Origin of the sequence: Ruegeria sp. Alg231-54 (assembly GCF_900143525.1) — a bacterium.
Classification (GTDB): Bacteria; Pseudomonadota; Alphaproteobacteria; order Rhodobacterales; family Rhodobacteraceae; genus Ruegeria.
In genome coordinates, this window is the sequence record NZ_FREZ01000010.1 from 177,688 (window position 1) to 195,122 (window position 17,435).

At 56.2% G+C, this 17,435-nt stretch carries 17 protein-coding genes and 1 pseudogene; 1 reads left to right on the forward strand and 17 read right to left on the reverse strand.

Annotation, left to right across the window (positions count from 1 at the left end; all coding sequences use genetic code 11):
* Positions 1-20: 20 nt before the first annotated feature.
* The 4 genes from DHN12_RS17645 to DHN12_RS17660 all read right to left on the reverse strand — a co-directional run bounded on the left by DHN12_RS17645 (position 21) and on the right by DHN12_RS17660 (position 2,310).
* On the reverse strand, positions 21-791 hold the full coding sequence (locus DHN12_RS17645) for a DUF2182 domain-containing protein (RefSeq protein WP_108861360.1): 771 nt from the start codon (positions 789-791) through the stop codon (positions 21-23).
* A 28-nt stretch (positions 792-819) separates the two neighbouring features.
* Positions 820-1,440 carry a DUF1326 domain-containing protein gene (locus DHN12_RS17650; protein ID WP_159090053.1) on the reverse strand — a complete coding sequence of 207 codons (621 nt, stop codon included), beginning with the start codon at positions 1,438-1,440 and terminating at the stop codon, positions 820-822.
* A 232-nt stretch (positions 1,441-1,672) separates the two neighbouring features.
* Positions 1,673-1,867 (reverse strand): DUF1059 domain-containing protein, encoded by a 195-nt coding sequence (locus DHN12_RS17655; protein WP_108861362.1) that lies wholly within the window; start codon positions 1,865-1,867, stop codon positions 1,673-1,675.
* Positions 1,868-1,899: 32 nt separating this feature from the next.
* Positions 1,900-2,310: a GFA family protein gene (locus DHN12_RS17660; RefSeq protein ID WP_159090054.1), complete on the reverse strand. Its 411-nt coding sequence runs from the start codon at positions 2,308-2,310 to the stop codon at positions 1,900-1,902.
* 183 nt (positions 2,311-2,493) lie between these two features.
* On the opposite strand from DHN12_RS17660, the gene DHN12_RS24860 reads away from it, so the two are divergent.
* The gene (locus DHN12_RS24860) at positions 2,494-2,715 is read left to right on the forward strand and encodes a LysR family transcriptional regulator (protein ID WP_304571876.1); all 222 of its coding nucleotides are present in this window, start codon (positions 2,494-2,496) and stop codon (positions 2,713-2,715) included.
* On the opposite strand, the gene DHN12_RS17670 is transcribed toward DHN12_RS24860, so the two are convergent.
* The 13 genes and pseudogenes from DHN12_RS17670 to DHN12_RS24865 form a co-directional block, all read right to left on the reverse strand.
* Positions 2,707-3,414, reverse strand: coding sequence for an IS6 family transposase (locus DHN12_RS17670; RefSeq protein WP_108861365.1), 708 nt, complete (start codon positions 3,412-3,414; stop codon positions 2,707-2,709). The two genes, DHN12_RS24860 and DHN12_RS17670, sit on opposite strands and share 9 nt — an antisense overlap.
* A 77-nt stretch (positions 3,415-3,491) precedes the next feature.
* Complete coding sequence (locus tag DHN12_RS17675) at positions 3,492-5,105, reverse strand: GMC family oxidoreductase (protein ID WP_108861366.1); 1,614 nt, start codon at positions 5,103-5,105, stop codon at positions 3,492-3,494.
* A 10-nt stretch (positions 5,106-5,115) separates the two neighbouring features.
* Complete coding sequence (locus DHN12_RS17680) at positions 5,116-6,126, reverse strand: zinc-binding alcohol dehydrogenase family protein (RefSeq protein ID WP_108861367.1); 1,011 nt, start codon at positions 6,124-6,126, stop codon at positions 5,116-5,118.
* Between the two features lie 3 nt (positions 6,127-6,129).
* Entirely contained in the window at positions 6,130-7,641 is a 1,512-nt protein-coding gene (locus DHN12_RS17685; RefSeq protein WP_108861368.1) for an FGGY-family carbohydrate kinase, read from the reverse strand.
* On the reverse strand, positions 7,634-8,476 hold the full coding sequence (locus DHN12_RS17690) for a class I fructose-bisphosphate aldolase (RefSeq protein ID WP_108861369.1): 843 nt from the start codon (positions 8,474-8,476) through the stop codon (positions 7,634-7,636). The genes DHN12_RS17685 and DHN12_RS17690 overlap by 8 nt, the downstream gene beginning before the upstream one ends.
* Positions 8,467-10,191 (reverse strand): glycerol-3-phosphate dehydrogenase/oxidase, encoded by a 1,725-nt coding sequence (locus DHN12_RS17695; protein WP_108861370.1) that lies wholly within the window; start codon positions 10,189-10,191, stop codon positions 8,467-8,469. The genes DHN12_RS17690 and DHN12_RS17695 overlap by 10 nt, the downstream gene beginning before the upstream one ends.
* 60 nt (positions 10,192-10,251) lie before the next feature.
* Positions 10,252-11,259 (reverse strand): aldo/keto reductase, encoded by a 1,008-nt coding sequence (locus DHN12_RS17700; RefSeq protein ID WP_108861371.1) that lies wholly within the window; start codon positions 11,257-11,259, stop codon positions 10,252-10,254.
* Positions 11,259-12,224, reverse strand: coding sequence for a sugar-binding transcriptional regulator (locus DHN12_RS17705; protein WP_145974984.1), 966 nt, complete (start codon positions 12,222-12,224; stop codon positions 11,259-11,261). The genes DHN12_RS17700 and DHN12_RS17705 overlap by 1 nt, the downstream gene beginning before the upstream one ends.
* The gene (locus DHN12_RS17710; protein WP_108861372.1) at positions 12,221-13,249 is read right to left on the reverse strand and encodes an ABC transporter permease; all 1,029 of its coding nucleotides are present in this window, start codon (positions 13,247-13,249) and stop codon (positions 12,221-12,223) included. The genes DHN12_RS17705 and DHN12_RS17710 overlap by 4 nt, the downstream gene beginning before the upstream one ends.
* Before the next feature lie 5 nt (positions 13,250-13,254).
* Complete coding sequence (locus tag DHN12_RS17715; RefSeq protein ID WP_199913532.1) at positions 13,255-14,232, reverse strand: ABC transporter permease; 978 nt, start codon at positions 14,230-14,232, stop codon at positions 13,255-13,257.
* 44 nt (positions 14,233-14,276) lie between these two features.
* Positions 14,277-15,788, reverse strand: a complete 1,512-nt coding sequence (locus DHN12_RS17720; RefSeq protein WP_108861392.1) for a sugar ABC transporter ATP-binding protein — start codon at positions 15,786-15,788, stop codon at positions 14,277-14,279.
* 134 nt (positions 15,789-15,922) lie between these two features.
* The gene (locus tag DHN12_RS17725) at positions 15,923-16,945 is read right to left on the reverse strand and encodes a substrate-binding domain-containing protein (RefSeq protein ID WP_108861374.1); all 1,023 of its coding nucleotides are present in this window, start codon (positions 16,943-16,945) and stop codon (positions 15,923-15,925) included.
* 325 nt (positions 16,946-17,270) lie between these two features.
* Positions 17,271-17,435, reverse strand: a pseudogene (locus DHN12_RS24865) (IS6 family transposase); the annotation flags it as partial.

A 17,435-nucleotide genomic window follows, 5' to 3' on the forward strand; every position in this document is an offset into this window, starting at 1 on the left:
GTGAATGCACCAACGTTTACTCAGGCGAGCGTGATCAGCCACCCGCCCCAGACAATCATAACCAAGCCCAATCCCCGGCTCAGAAACCTCCCGAATGGCAACGTCTTTTCCGCCAACACTACGATTGTAAGTACGGCAACCCACGGCAGGTTCATGACGCCCAATACAAACAACAGCACCATCAGCATCCAGCAGCAGCCAAGACAGTAGGCCCCGTGGTGAAGCCCCATCTTCGCGGCACCCAGGGTTCCCTCGTGCCAATGAGCCGTCAGAAAACTCATGGGCGAGCGGCAATGCTCCAGGCAAGCGTTCTTGAGCGGCGTCCACTGAAACAACCCGGCGAGTATCAACATCACGCCGCCCACAGTCGGCGCAACCCTCCCGATCATTGAGGAAAGCACGCCGCCCGTGTGCAGCCACCAATTCAATACCGTCGCCGCCAGCGAGAACACCAGCCAAACCAACAGATACCCCACCACGAAGCTGCCCGTTGGCACGAAGGGTCGCCCTGCCTCCTCCCGCTTCGCGCGGACCCGCTCGTAGATCATTACGGCGGGTGTAACCGAAGGCAGCATCATCGCGAACATCATCACCGCCCACATGATAAGCATGAAGACAAAATCCGCGACGGACCACTGCATCATCATCGGCATGGCCATGTCGCCAACCATCGTCATCGAGGACGAACCAAGCCCGAGGTAAATTGTATAGGCCCACGCCAGCGCCGTGAGCGCGACTAGCGCTGCCAGCACCAGCGCCCGATCTCGTCGTGCGACCCCTACAGCATTCATTAGGGTGGCCTGAAGATCCGGCCCGGCCTCAGCCGGCCCAAGCGACTTGTCCGACCACACCCGACCGGCCCGTCCAGGTCACGGGCATATCCGCGTCGTTCCAAGTGGTTCCTTCACTGGGGGCCAGATCACCTTCATGCCCCTCATGCCCGAAGGCGAGGCTGAACGCGGCGTTCTGCAGTTTCATCTTGTTGCCGAGGTCATTGACCAGGCGACGGGATTTCATCTCGCCTACACCGGCCACGCTTGCAGTTATTTCGCCATCGGCCTCGGTCACGCTGATCCCGGCGCGTTTGGTTGGAAGCCAGGTCGACAACAGGCTTGCCGGCACCTCCATGCCGCCACCGGACGCACCCTGCAAGATAGTCTCCAATGCCGCCGCCTGCGCATCGCTAGCGTTTTCGTCAATGTACACTCGCCCGGTGCCGTTGGCGTCGAACAGTGTCGGCCCGGGGAAATGCAATGAGACAATCGCGTTTTGGCCAGAAAGGTCCACGCCTTCATGAGAGCCCTCGCTAATGCGTATCAACAGGGACGTCGCGCAATACCCTTGGTCCAAGAGCATAAGGTCAGCTTGTCCGAACCAGCATGGGCAAAGCATGTTGCAATTGCAGGTTTCGACGAGTTCCCCTGAAACATTCCAAGACATGATTTCTCCTCCCATCCCATATTTTCCACGGAGGCATTTTAGCAGAAAGGCTGCTTTTCACCAATCAACCAGAAGGTTAACCATGTCTCCTCAGGGCACAGAGTTGCCTATCCCTACAGCTTACATGATTAGCTGGTTGGCAGCCCAAGCCGGTCCTTCGCAACAAAGCCGCCATTCGTCACCAAGCGATCCAAACCGAAATATCATTGGGTTCGAAGCTTAACTGATTTGATCATGCTGGTTTTATCAATGTTCCCAGATATGCCCGAGTGTCGGCATCCCACGAGCTGGGGTCCTCTCCATGAGCGACCACCGCGTGGAGTTCCATGAGTTTCCATACTTCATCTTTGGTCGCTGCGATCACTTTGCCTGGGCAGGTCTCCATGCCCTCGCAATCCTTGCAGGCATATGAAAATGCGGTGTTCATCATTTTCTCCTCTTTCTGGACGGGAAAGTTGATCAAAACTCAGGAAACGTCGGGAGACCGTCGTTGAGTTTTATCCATGGCTGCTGATGTGACACGAAGACGTGGGCCTTGGGTTTCGCAATCGATGGGTCGTCCAACGTTACAGCAGAAAACCAAGCGTCAGCACTCCAGTCTTGGCCCTCAACTTCATTTAGGGCGGCATAGGTCAACGTCGTTCCACAGTGCCGACAAAACCCGCGGCGAATACCCGAATTTTTCTCAATGTGTTGGATTTCGCCTTTGATAACGGCGAAGTCTTCGGCGGCTACCTTAGCCCAAGTTGCAAAGGCGCCACCAAGGGCCATTTGGCATGAACGACAATGGCAATGTCCCGACCAGACAGGTGGTGTCGCGATCTGGTATCGAACAGCACCACAGTAACATCCACCTTGAAGTTTTTCCATCGTATCAAGATCTCCTGGCATGCGGCTAGGTTGACATCGGCACTAAAGCATCCGCTCCAATATTTTATAATAGCATCGCAGATTTCACTGTGAATAATGTCAAGAATGCCGATATCATGCGACTCAAATAGCTTAACCAAGCATTAGAAAATCTACAGTATGGATTGGCTGCACCTTCCCCCGATGAACGCTTTGCGCGCCTTCTCAGCAGTTGCGGAAGCAGGGAGTTACACCGTGGCGGCTGAACGCTTGAACGTGACCCAAGCGGCCGTCAGCCAGCAGGTAAAATCGTTGGAAAGGCATTTGGGTGTAGCTCTCGTTGCCAGACGTGGGCGCAGCATTGGGTGCTGTCAGACCAATTCGAACCAGTCTCTGTTTACCCCTAAATGCCGGAACTTATGCTGAACAAAGTTGGCGCCACTCGGAGAGAGCAGCGGCGCGGTTGAGCTTGAAATTGTCTCTGCTGTAGAGGGCGCGTTCCTGATTGAAATGGTTGTGGACGGAAGAATGAACTGCGGCGAACTTCTGCAAACATCGCATTTGCCTGAAGCGGAGCATCGCACGTTCTCGTCGTCGAAATGGCAGATGGGAATTCTCGGCCCGATTGTTCAGCCAGCGGCTGGTCTCTTGCCAACTACCGTTCCCGACAACTCTCATCGCCGCGCCATAAGACCGCAGTTTGTCCGTCACGATGGATTCAGGTTGACCGTAGCGTTTCATTGATTTTCTGAGGAATTTCAACGCAGCTTTGCGGTCACGGCGCTTGGTCACATAACTTTCCAGCACCTCGCCTTCGTGATCCACAGCCCGCYATAGGTAGTGCGTCTCGCCATTGATCTTCACGAAGACCTCGTCCAGATGCCACTGCCAGTTCGAATAAGATCGCATCCGATTGACCCTGTTTCTGCGGATCTCTGCCGCGAATATYGGGCCAAATCTGTTCCACCAATAACGCACAGTTTCGTGGCTGATCTCGATGCCGCGCTCGTGCAAAAGATCTTCAACATTGCGAAGTGAAAGCGGAAACCGAACATACATCATGACGGCCAGACAAATGATCTCGGGGCTCGTCTTGAAGTAGCGAAAAGGGCTGCGTTTTGTCATCCTGCGACGCTAAGTGCTCGCCCTGCCCGCCTCAATAAGTTTCTTCTGACAGTGCCCCATTCGTGTCTGCTTATTCATCAATCTCCGCGCACTATCATTGCTGCGGCTTTTTCGGCGATCATGACAACCGGTGACGCAGTGTTGCCCGACACAATTTTCGGCATAATGGATGCGTCGACGATACGCAGGCCCCGGAGCCCGTTGACGCGCAAATTCGGATCCACAACTGCTTCTGGATCCACTCCCATCCGACAGGTGCCAACCGGGTGAAAGATGGTTGTCGCGATGTCGCCTACGGATTTCAGCAATTCCGCTTCGCTTGAAACCTTGGGACCGGGCAGGATCTCCTCGGGTTCATAGGCCGAAAGTGCCTTGGCACCCATGATCTTGCGCGCCTGTTTGACCGACATAACTGCGACGGCCTTGTCGCGCTCTGCAGACAGGTAGTTCAGGCGGATCTCGGGCTGGATCGCGGTGTCTGTGCTGGAAATATGACAGTGGCCAACACTGTCAGGGCGCAGGTTGCAGACCGACACGGTAATTGCCGGAAACGGATGCAACGGATCACCCAGCTTGTCGGTCGACAATGGCTGAACGTGGTATTCGAGATCCGGCGTTTCCAGATCGGGGTTCGATTTGGTGAACATGCCAAACTGGCTCGGGGCCATGGACATCGGCCCCGATTGGGTCAGCGCATATTGCAACCCGATCCGGGCTTTGCCGATCAGGCTGTTGGCCATGGTATTGAGGGTCTTTGCGCCTTTTACCTTAAACACAGTTCTGATTTGCAGATGGTCTTGTAGGTTTTCTCCTACGCCATTGCTTTCATGCAGAATTTCAATGCCGTGGTCTGACAGAATATCGCCGCGTCCAATCCCCGACAGCTCCAGAATTTTTGGCGAATTGATCGCGCCTGCCGCCAGCAGAACCTCGCTGTCTACCCGTACCTCCAGCGCGCGTCCCTTATGGTGGAACCGCACACCGCGCACGGATTTCCCTTCAAGGATCAGGCTGTCTATCGTGGCCTCTGTCATCACCCTTAGGTTGGGTCGCTTCATCGCCGGGCGCAGAAATCCGCGCGCTGTGCTCCACCGCACCCCGTCCTTTTGATTGACCTCGAAAAAGCCTGAACCTTCGTTGTTTCCGTCATTGAAATCGGCGCGCGGCATGATGCCGAATTCCTGCGCGCCGGTCTGGACAGCTTTCAGAATGTCCCAGCTGAGTTTCTGGGTCTGAACCTTCCACTCGCCGCCACTTGCGTGCTTGTCCGTGCCACCTTCATGATGGTCTTCTGATTTCAGGAAATACGGCAGCACATCATCCCAGCCCCAACCGGGATTTCCCAACTGCCGCCAATGGTCGTAATCCGCCGCCTGTCCGCGCATATAGATCATGCCGTTCACAGACGTGCAGCCACCCAGAACCTTGCCGCGCGGATATACAAGGCTGCGCCCGTTCAACCCCGGCTCATTGGCGGTTTTCATCATCCAGTCGGTCCGCGGGTTGCCGATGCAATAAAGATAACCCACCGGGATTTTCACCCAGTGGTAATTGTCCGACTTCCCGGCCTCCAAAAGCAGGACCCGCGTATTCGGGTTCTCGGTCAACCGGTTGGCAAGCACGCAGCCTGCCGTTCCGGCGCCGACAATGACATAGTCGTACTGACCGTCTAGATCCTCGCTCTGTGCCAATTTTTTCCCCTCAAAAGGCGATGACCATCTTGCCAATCATGGCACCGGTTTCAATGATTTTATGTGCTTCTTTGAGGGTCTTTGCAGACAGTCCGTTCAGCGTTTTGGTGTCGGTTGACGAGATGATGCCATCATCCACCAGCCGCGACATGCGGGACAGGATCGCGCCCTGTTGCGCCATGTCTGCCGTGCTGAAAAGCGTGCGCGTGAACATCAATTCCCACATCAGGGCAGCGGATTTGCCCTGAAGCGCCGAGATATCAAGCTTCTCTTCGGTCTCGACAATCGTGCCGATCCGCCCCTGTGGTGCAATCAGTTCACACTTGGCGTCCCAGTGCTGCGCCAGATCGGCATATTGCGCGATGTAGTCGACAAACTCGTGCCCCGTAGCGCGCGTTTCGGTGATCAGATCACGATGGTTCACCACATAATGCGCGCCCATTTTTTGGCACCAGTCGGCACTTTCGGGGCGCGACGCTGTAGCAAGAATTTCAAGCCCCGTTAGCTTGCGCGCCAACTGCGTGGTGATCGAGCCAACGCCACCTGCACCACCGACAACAAGCAGAGTGCCTGCGTTTTCATCCGTCGACACCTGAAGCCGGTCAAACAGCATTTCCCACGCCGTCAATGACACCAGTGGCAGCGACGCTGCCGAGGCGGGCTCAATCGATCGTGGCGCAACAGAAGCAACCCGATGATCCACAGCCTGAAGTTCGGCATATGACCCCGCTCGGTTCGCATCACCCGCGTACCAGACGCGATCCCCTTTGATGAAGCCGGACACGTCCGGTCCCATGGCTTCGACAATGCCCACGGCATCATAGCCAAGAATAAATGGCTCTTCATGTGGCGCATCGACAGCTGTTCGAATACGGCGCTTGGCGTCGGCGGGATTGACCGAGATCGCCTCGATCCGCACCAGCAGATCTGCATCGCGCAAATCCGGTGTGGGCAGGTCGCAGTCAAACAGGCTGTCCTCGGCCTCGATCGGCAGAGAGTTCAGAAATCCTACGGCTTTCATAGGTCAGGTATCCTTTGATTGCATGCGGGTCCACAGATCGCGCATTGCCTCGGTAAGTGTGAGATAAGTTTGGTAACGGCTGTCATAGTGGCCTTGCATGTCAGGGTTCGGCTGACAGGTCTGTTTGGCACGGGTCATGCGGGCAATACCGTCTTCGTAGTTTTCGACAATACCCACAGCGGTGGCCGCCCCAATGACAGCCCCCAGCGCGCCGGTCTCCTGTGCCTCGGCCACCGTGATCGGAACCCCAAGGCAATCGGCAAACATCTGTGGCCAGTGCGGACTGCGCGACCCGCCGCCCGACAGAATGGCGTGATCAAACGCGACACCTGCCTGTTTGAGGGTTTCGATGTGACGGCGGTGTTCAAACACCACACCTTCGAACAGCGCGCGCAGCATGTGCCCCTCTCCATGCCAGCCGGCAAGCCCATAAAACCCGGCACGGAATTCCGCCCCCTGCCCCGAACCGTAAAGGAAAGGATGAAAGAAGGGATCGTCCGACTGCGGCGCAACCTCGCCGACCTTATCATTGCAATAGCCAAACGGATCGTCGTGATGCGCACTACGTTCCACCAGTTCGCGCACATACCACTCCAAATTGGCGGCAGAGGTTGCGCTGGCCTCGATATTGACGAAACGGTCCGGCGCGAAACCCGACGCCATAAAGACCGATTGATCCACCACTGGCGACTCTGAAAACACCTGATTGATGCTCCATGTGCCTGCGATTATCGACGCTTCTCCGGGCTTGATAACGCCAGAGCCAAGCGCGCTGGACACAACGTCGAAATACCCCCCAACAACCGGCGTGCCAACGGCCAGCCCAGTCTGGGCGGCGGCCTCTTCGCTCACGGTCCCGGCCACATCTGCCGGATCGATCAAACGCGGCAACAGCGATTTCGCGTCCTCCAGCCCGTAAAGCGCCAGCAATTCGTGGTCATAGCTGCAGTCCGGCATCCTGGTCAGGCCACAGCCCGACATATCCGAGATGTCGCTTACCCGTGCGCCCGTCAGCTTGTGGGTTATGAAATCCTTACACAGCATAACCGTACCTGTGTTGGCATAGATTTCGGGCTCGTAACGCTTGATCCACGCCAAAAGTGTTGGCGTCTGTGAGGGCCATGGTTTTTGCAGGCAGATCTCGTGAAACCGGTCACCATGCGCCGCTGCCAGTTCTGATGCCAGCTCCGCCGCGCGGTTGTCCAGAGACTGAATACCCACCAACGGTGCGCCGGATTTGTCCAACAGATACAATCCGTTGCCGTGCCCTGCACAGCCGATGGCCGCAATGTCTGCCGCGTCAATACCTGCCGCGGCCACACAGCCGCTGATCGCCTCGCCCGCATTGGCCCAAAGTTCGTTCAGGTCCCGCTCGACACGCCCCGGCGCAGGCGCCGACGACTGCCCGTCCAGCGCGTGCATCGCGATCTGGTTGCCTTCCAGATCGAACAACACGGCCTTTATCACGGTATTCCCGGCATCAAGCCCCAACAGATATTTCTTGTGATCAGCCACGATTATAAATGTCCCACGCTTCTTCGCCGCCGACGCCGTCATGGATCATCGCCATGAGCCCCGCCACAACAGCCTTTGGGTTGTCATGCTGATAGATATTGCGGCCATAAACCATCCCCTGAGCGCCCTGCGCCAAAAGCACGGCGGATTTCATCAGCACGGTTTTGAGGTCTTCCTTGCCGCCACCCCGCACCAGAACCGGCACCCGCGCGGCTTCGATCACCCGGTGGAAATCTTCTGCGTTCTCGGTTGGGTCGGCCTTGATGATATCCGCCCCCATTTCCGAAGCCAGCCGCACCAGCGTCACGATCTTTTCGGCATCACCGTCCACCTGATACCCGCCGCGCACGTCATTGGGCAGCATCACCAACGGTTCGATCATCAGCGGCATACCGTACTTGCGGCAGGCCTCGCGCACGCGGGAAATATTGTCGACACACTGGCGGAACAATTCCGGTTCGTCGGGCAGCATGAACAGGTTTACGACCACAGCCGCCGCATCCATTTCGATCGCGCCGAGGATCGGCTCATCCGCGCTTTGCAGCTGAGACCACATCACACTGTGGCGCTGATCATTATAGGGGTTGCCCATGTCGATGCGCATCACCAGCGCTGGCTTGTCCTTTTCAGGGCGCGACTGCAAAAGATCGGCCTGCCCATACGCGCATTGGATCGCGTCCGGACGGGCCTTGATCAGCGTGTCCATCACGCCCGGCATATCTTCGAGCCCCACCATGAAGCTGGGTTCATTGCAGACGCCGTGATCAATCGCGACATCCAGACAGCCGCCATTGGTGAACATCCGGTTCATGCGGGCTTTGGTGCTTACACGCATTGTTTTCTCCATTGATTATTTCGCTCGGTCAGCATCTGTGGCGACACGCCGTAGTAGTCTGACAATTCTTCGATCAGGCAGATCTGCTGATCGCCGATTTCCTTCGGGGACAGGCCTCGTTCAGCGGCGAGGATTTCGGCCAGCACCTCGATCAGTTCCATCGAAATGGCCCCGGTGATCGCAAGGGCAGTGCGTCGCAGAACGATGTCTGACAGATCCTCGACCTGCTCTGTGCGGATTAGGTGGGCAATTTCGTTCGTTGAGTAGGGCGATCCGACGGCAAGCGGCAAATCGGGTGTGCCGTTTGAACAGACATCCTGCATAGCCGCAGCCGCAGACCCATAATGGCTCACAAGATGCGTGGCGCGATCTGGTGAGATTGCGTAATTCTGCACCAGATCGCGTTCCAACACCCCTGCTCCCCGCAAGAAATCACGCCCGCCGCCAATGGCAAGCGCCTCAGTCTTGCACCGTCTTTCATGGGACAATTCCGCCAAAACCAGATCAGCAGTATCTTCGGCAAAGGCCCGGAACGTCGTCCACTTGCCGCCGATCATGCAGAACTGGGGCACTTTGCCATCGAGCCGCTTGATAAAATGCCCGCGTGAAATGCGCCCGGTGAAATCCTGATCACTTTGTGGCAACGGTCGAATGCCTGAAAAGCTGAACAAAACGTCGTCGGGCGACACATTGATCTCGGGAAAAACCGATTGCAGAGAGCCGAGAATATAGTCCATCTCGTCGTCCTCACAACGAACGCGACATGCCTTGTCCACCCGGATATCCGTTGACCCCGCAAGAACATTTCCCTGAAACGGAAACGCGATGCACACCCGGCCATCGGCGTTTTCGAAATAGACCATGTGGCCATTCAACGCCTTTAACAGCTGCTGGTTCTCGACGATCACATGACTGCCCTTGGTTCCGGACACCATGCGCTCGGCAGCACCATTCCCCAGCGACGCGGCTGTGGAATCGAGCCATGCGCCGGTCGCGTTGACGATTGTACGCGGCTGGACCGCCAGTTTCCGGCCGGATCGCTGGCACGTCAGCACAAAACCATCGCCCAGCGGAGTCAGCCCGGCATAATTCACCGCGATGCACTCGGAAGCTGTGGCCTCTGTGTCCGCAATCATTTCGATGCACAGACGTTCGGGATGGGTAATGGCCGCGTCATAGAAAACCGCGGAAAAGCGGGCGGCCGTGGTAAGTGCGGGCCACTCACGATGTGTGGCAGCAGCAGAGTGAAACTTATGACGTGGCAATGCGCGGCGTTTGCGCGTGATCCAATCATAAAGCGACAGGCCAAGCTTGATCGGCAAGGCCCCCCGACGCGCTGGTTTGCCTGACCAGCCAAAGAACCCCGCCGCCGCATTGAACATGCCTGAAAACACTGAGGTAACCGGGACCACGGTCGGCAAAGGATGCACCATATGGGCCGCATTCGACAAAAGCACGTCGCGTTCACGCAGGGATTCCTGAACCAGACTGAACTCGCCGTTTTCCAGATAACGCAGTCCGCCATGGATCATCCGTGACGGGGCCGCACTACAGCCGGAGCTGAAGTCATTGCGCTCGACCAACAGCACTCGCAGGCCCTGCAGCGACAAGTCCCGGAATGTGCCAATGCCATTCACGCCACCGCCAATCACAACGACATCGAACGCGGGATCGCGTGCGATGGCATCTAATCTGTCCTGACGTGTCTTTGACATAATTTCCCCGTTCGCCGCCCAAGCAAGCAACGCTGTTTGGTGTTTCAATTTTGACGAGGCCTACCCGTCCAGGTTGGTCAAATGGACCGCCGCAGCGGCATTGATGGTTTCAATTTCTGCCGCATTGAGACGCAGGCGCCCGGCCTTTGCGTTTTCGGCGGCCTGTTGTTCATTGCGCGCCCCGCAAAGCGAGAAGGTGATCCCCGGCTGCTGAAGTGTCCACGCGATGATAATCTGTGCCTTGGTGGCGGAATGGTGATCTGCGACCGGCTCGATGGCCTGCATCAATGCGGCCACTTTTTCCCGGTTCGCCATCGAAAAGCGCGGGTTGTCCTTGCGCTGGTCATCGCCGCCAAACTGTCTGTCCGGGCCGATTTTCCCGCTGAGCAAACCCAGCGCCAACGAGGAATAACTCAGGATCGACACCTTGTTTTCAAGACAAACCGGAACAAGGGACTGCTCCAGATCCCTTTTGACCATGGAGTATTCTTCCTGAATAGCGTCCAGCTGTCCGGCCTGAACATACTGCGCGACATCCTGCGGGCTGGTGTTGCTCGCCCCGATCGAGCGGATCTTGCCCTGTGTCTTGAGCTGTTCCAATGCTTCCATAGTTTCGTCGATCGACGTGGTCGGATCCTGCCAATGGGTGATGTAGTGGTCGATCACATCCGTGCCCAACCGCTTCAGGCTTTGCTCCACCTCATAGACAATCGCGTCCTTGCCCAGATAGCGATGCACTGGCGCGCCGTCATAATCGAAAAAGTGATTGCCCTTTTGCGTATGCCAGACCAGTCCGCATTTGGTGGCCAGCACGATCTCATCGCGGCGTCCTTTGATGGCTTTGCCAACGATCTCTTCTGACAGGCCCTGACCATAGGCAGGCGCGGTGTCGATCAGCGTGATCCCATTGTCGATGGACGCCTGAATGGCGCGGATCGATGCGGCTTCGATGGTGCCGCCCCACATCCAGCCGCCAATGGCCCATGTGCCAAGTCCGATGGCCGAAGCCCGGATGCCGGAATTTCCGATCTCACGGGTCAACATGTCATTGGAGAGAACTGCATCCATTAATCTGCCTCCTTGTGCAAAAGCGTGTTTGCCGTGTGCTCATCAGTGACAAGCGAATTGAAATAACCACCGTTCAAGGCAGCAGCGATGGGTTCGACCTTCTCCGGGCCGGACGCGATGGCGATAGACACCGGGATATTCACCAGATCCCTGGGCGGCATCGAAACCAACCGGGAATTATAGGTGTTGCCCGAGGCAGAGCCGTCTTTCTGGATCAGATGCCCAAGGAATTCGCTGCGCACCCCTGATTTATAAAGCCGCTGCCGTTCCACTTCGGATACCGGCTGGGCGGTGTAATAGGTCGAATCCGCCCCTGCCACAGCCCCGATCCCGACAATCGCAATATCGGCCTGCCGAGACTGATCCATCACGGCCTGAACCGATTTCAGCGACATGATGATATCCCGTTCTTCTTCGGTTGTCGCATGAAGCGGCGCGTGGATAAGCGTTGCTTCCCCGGAAAGCTTGTTCGCCAGCTCGGTCGCCAGATGGTTCACATCCGTATAGTGCTGGCCCTGCACACCACCGGTCAGCGGCGTAATCCGGACATCGAATTTAGATGCGGTAGACAAGTTCTCGATCATCGTGCTCAGCGTCTTGCCACCCGAAATTGCGATCGTGTCGCCGTCGCGGATACTGTCCATCAACAGCGATGCCGCCCCTTTGCCAACCTCGTTCAGTGTCGCCTGAGGGCTGCCGGTCACCGATGAAACAACCAGACATTTCTTGAGGTTCCAGCGCTTGGCAATCTCGCGTTCCAGATCAAAATATTTGAGCAACGGGCTGTTGATCGTGATCTGGATCATGCCCAGCTCGCGCCCCTGTTTGATCAGGCGATTGACCTTGGCCGTCGACAGAGCCAGCTCCTTTGCAATCTGAGACTGCAACCGCCCTTCTTCATAGTGAAGCGAAAGAACCTGCGCGATCAGGCGCATTTGATCAGGGTTTGGCGATTGTACGGTCACGACTCTTTACCTTTTCGGCTTACAAGATGATTGGACGCGGCGGCTGCGAGCAGCGCAGATCCGATAACCAGCGTCTGATAATAGGCAGGGACAATTGTCAGCATTCCAACAGTCAGCATCATGATGATCAGGGCACCCACAAAGGACCGCAGGACTTTACCTTCGCCGCCGCTAAAGGCCGTGCCCCCAAGCAAAACCACAAGAATAGCAGTTAGTTCCATGCCGTCACCAGAAAGCGGGTCGCCCAGTGACATAAAGCTGGAGCGGGCAATCCCTGCCAGTGCGGCGGACGCCCCAACAATGACATAGAGCAGAAAAACGGTTCTTCCTGTATTGATGCCAGACAACTTGGCGGCGGTAGGGTTGCCACCGGTCGCAGCGGCATATTTGCCCAGCTTACCGCGGTTCTGAACAACGATCAGCGCCAGCGTCACGGCGACCGCCACCCAAAAAGCAGCTGGCAGATCAAACAGCACTTTTGCGCGACCATAATCGTTGAACCAACCGGGGATCTTCAGAAAATTGTCCGATTTGATCGCCGAAACACCATCTTGCACCAGCAACAGGGCAACACCTTTGAAAAGGCTCAGCGTGATCAGCGTTGCAATGACCGGTGTGATATTCAGCCTCACCACCAGAAAACCATTGATTGCCCCCAGCAACACGCCGACCAGCACGGTCAGGGCAAAGGCCGGGATAAACGGCACGCCGTTGATGGCGAGCATGGCATAGACCACCGCGCTCAGGCTCATGGCGCTGCCCACGGAAAGGTCGATATAGCCAGAGACCATCAAAAGCGTGAAGGCGCCTGCCATCACCAGCAACGGGGCCGAAACCCTCAGGATGTTGATGATATTGCGCTTGTAGAGAAAGTTCCCACGCTCGAACAATGCGAACTGATCAAGGTTGGCAGTGCTCAGCAACACGACCACGGCGACCAGCACGAAATAGATATAGTAGTTCCGCAAAAAACTCGTGAAACGCGCGGCGGAAGACGTCTGGTTGGAGTATGAAGTCATCGACATCCGGATCACCTGTTCCGACGGGCAACTGCCCAGGTTTGCGTTACGATGGCGAGGAAGACGGCAATTGCCTTGAGAATGAACTGCCAGTCCGGGGACAGGACCATTCCGGTCGCCGCCGACGTCACCACCGCAAGGATGATGGCGCCAAAGAACATACCGATCACGGATCCAAACCCGCCGGTGATGGCGATCCCGCCCAGCAGCGCGATGACCAGAGCGTCAAACTCCATCAGCGTGCCCCGGTTGGAAAAACCAGATTTGAACTCGGAAGCCAGCAGGATCCCGACCATGCCGGCTACGGCGGCGCTGAACAGATAAAGCTTGGTGATATGCCAGCTGCGATTGATGCCCGACAGGGTCGCCGCTTCGGGGTTCGCGCCGATCCAGTATGTGATCCGGCCAAACACCATCTTGCGCTCGACAAACACGGCCACAAGAAAAAGCAGCAGCATTAAAACAACCGGAAGCTTCACCGAAGTTCCGAACATCGTCAAGTTCCCCAGAAATCCAAATTCATCCGGCAGGTTTGTATTGCGCTGTGACCCCTGGGTGATGACCTGCGCAATGCCGCGTGCCACCATCATGGTCCCCAGTGTGACAATGATCGACGGAATTCCCAGCCGCACCACAAACAGCGCATTCATCGCCCCGATGGCCAAGGCCCCAATCAGGGCGCACAGGATCGCCAGCGGATAAGGCATTCCAAGCCCGCTGGACAGGGCGTTTGCCCCGTCCGGACTTTGGGCAAACCAGACCGACAGCACCCCTGAAAGCGCCACGATCCCTCCGACTGACAGATCAAAATTGCCCGACACCAACAGAAAGGACACGAAAATGCCAAGGGAAATCACCGCCCAGTTGTTGGTGACAAGATTGACGACGTTTTGCCATTGAAAGAAATTTGGCACCAACAAAGAGGCGACCAAAAACAGCGCCACGGCCACGATCACAACCAGCGAGGTGATAAAGCCTTCATCACTCATTTTTTCACGCTGCAGGGACTGTGGTATGTTTTCGGTCAAGCTACTCATTTCGCAACACTTTCTTGTCCGCCTGTCACCACGTTCAGGATATGAGAAATGTCCACATCCGGCCCGTTGGGAATTTCTTCCTGCAGGTGACCGTCAAACATCAGGAACACACGGTCACAGATTCCCAGAATTTCTTCGAGCTCCGAGGAAAACACCGCCACGGCATTTCCCTGATCCGCAAGGTCCTTGATGATGTCATAGATCTCAGACTTGGCACCCACATCAACTCCCCTCGTCGGCTCATCCAGCAAAAGAAGTTCCGCTCTTGAAAACAGACACTTGGCAAAAACCACCTTTTGCTGATTTCCACCCGAAAGCTTTTCTGTGTGCTTCTCGATTGAACTCGTGGCGATACTCAACTGCTCGACATATTGATGGGCCGCATCCTGTACATCTGCGGCTTTGAACACACCGCCGCGCGACACCCTTGGCAGGTTCATCACGGGGATGTTTTCACGAATGGTCAGATTGGTAAAAAGCCCCTGCGTCCGGCGCTCTTCTGGCACCAATGCAATGCCCGAGGCAATGGCCGCAGTCGGTGTTCGCCCGACCGGCTTACCCTTGAAATCAACCGCGCCCTCAAACGAGTCTGCCCCATAAAGCGCGCGAGCAATCTCGGTTTTTCCTGCCCCGACAAGGCCGTAAAACCCAACGATTTCGCCCTCTTTGATGTCAAAAGACACGTCTTTCAAAAGGCTGGTTGTTAACCCCCGCGCCTTCAGAACCACCTTGTTCCCGACAGTTCCGCGTGGCGAATAGCTTTGGAAAACCGTACGACCGATCATCATCTCGATCAGCTCAGAACGGCCGTCAACGTCGGCCAAAGGCTTGGTCGCAATGTGTTTGCCGTCCCGCAGGATCGTTACATTGTCCCCCAGCTCGAAAATCTCGTCCAGCTTGTGCGATATGTAAATCACCGTTACGTCGTTTTCGCGCAACCGGCGGATCACGCCGAACAGCCTTTCAACCTCTCGTTCAGACAGGGCGGCTGTGGGTTCATCCATGATGATAATATTTGCGCCAGATGATGCTGCGCGGGCAATTTCAATAATCTGCTTCTGGGCAACGCTTAGCCGCGACACACGCGCCGACGGATCAATCGAGGGTTCAATCGCGGCCAGCGTCTTGACTGCGCGCTCCTCGAGTTCGGATTTGACAAGAAACCCAAACCAGCTGCGCTCCATACCAAGGGTCAGGTTTTCCAGCACGGTGAGTTCATCAACGACGTGCAATTCCTGAAACAAGGTCGCGACGCCGCCTTTCCGGGCGTCCTGCGGGCTGTTGGGGGTGTATTCGTTTCCATTGGCCGACATCGAACCACTCGTGGGATCCAACGCTCCAGTCAGCATTTTGACGAGGGTCGACTTGCCAGCGCCATTTTCGCCAACAAGGCAGTGAACCGTTCCGCCTTCAATGGCAAAGCTCACATCGTCAACAGCGCGAACACCGGGGTAATCCTTGGTGAGTCCGCTCACCGAAAGAACCGTATGTGTCTGAGGTCCGGTCATTCCAAGGTCCTTTGGATCAAAGATCAGGTTGCACTGGTGGGCACTGGTCACAGCGATCCGCCCGGGTATTGGTTTTGGTTAGATAAAGGCGCCCGGCGATCAAGTGGGGTGACACCGGGTGCCTTTTTGCCAGCTTAGCCGCCGAATTGGGCACTAAGCCAGTCTTGCGCGTCATCCTTTTCCATGGACCAGTACGAAATCGTATAGGCCTTGTAGAAATATTCCTGCGCAGGTTCTGCCTTGGCTTCAACATTGCCGTTCAGCACGTCCATGATCAGATCGATACGACCCTGAGCTGTTTCCAGCGGTGGCAGACCCATCGAAACCTTCAGGCTCGAATTCGGATCAAACACCTGGTCGAATTCAACTGCATCAAAGTCGACGCTTGCAACGATCTCGGTCAGCGGCTTACCGTCCTCGAACTTGCCACGACCCAGCTGCGACAGACCGGCCATTGTGCCAACCGTCAGGTTCGAAGCTTCCGAATAGATCAGGTTCACTTCGGGGCGCTGGGTCAGAAGGTCAACAACGATCTGCTTGGCCGCTTCCTGACCCTTGCTCGAGTCCAGAGCACCCAGATTTTCTGCACCCGGATCAACAGACATAACGCCTTCGACGAATGGCGATGTACGGCCCGAGTTCACTTCGGTGTGGTTCGGCCAGCCCAGCTGTACCATCACTATCGGCTTGTCAGGATGCGCTTCCTTCCATGCGGTCGCCATCTGTGCACCCATTTCGAACGAAACCGAGGCTTCGTCGCTGCGGGCTGTCGGAATACCGGTGTCGGTGATGGGGCTAAAGAACGAGGTCATGACAATGCCTTCGTCCAGCGCATCATTCACGCCCGGCGTCGCGGCTTCTGCGTCCCAGATATGCAGCGTTGCAGCATCAAAGCCACCCGCGACGATCTGGTCGACATTCTGTGTCATCACAGCCGAATCGGCCTGACCGTCAAATACCACGACCTCGGCGCCATACTTGTCCATGGCGTATTTCTCGGCAGCCGACGCTTGCGACTGGTGGAAAACGTTTGAAAGGTCCGACACGAAGAACGCAATGCGCTTACCTTCTCCTGCCATCGCCCCAATACTTGTTGCCGCAACGATTGCTGTTGCAAGCAGTCCAGAGACCAGCGGCCCCTTCCCAAAGATCCTCATTTCACATTCCTCCCGTTCTTTGGTTCACAAGGATGAAGTCACCCCCGCTTGTGCCACAAGATTGATATTCTCAGTTTTGGAATAAGTTGCAGCTTGTAAAATTTCTATCAAAATTCGAACGAGAATGTCAACTGTAGAAATCTTCCTCGCAATTCGATTGAGACGATCATAGGAGGGTGCTGTCAGACGAATTCGAACCGGTGCTGTCAGACGAATTCGAACCAGTCTCAGTTTGCCGCGGAAACTGCGAACCTATCCGGAACAAAGTTGACGGTGCTGTCAGACCAATTCGAACCAGTCTCTGTTTACCCCTAAATGCCGGAACTTATGCTGAACAAAGTTGGCGCCACTCGGAGAGAGCAGCGGCGCGGTTGAGCTTGAAATTGTCTCTGCTGTAGAGGGCGCGTTCCTGATTGAAATGGTTGTGGACGGAAGAATGAACTGCGGCGAACTTCTGCAAACATCGCATTTGCCTGAAGCGGAGCATCGC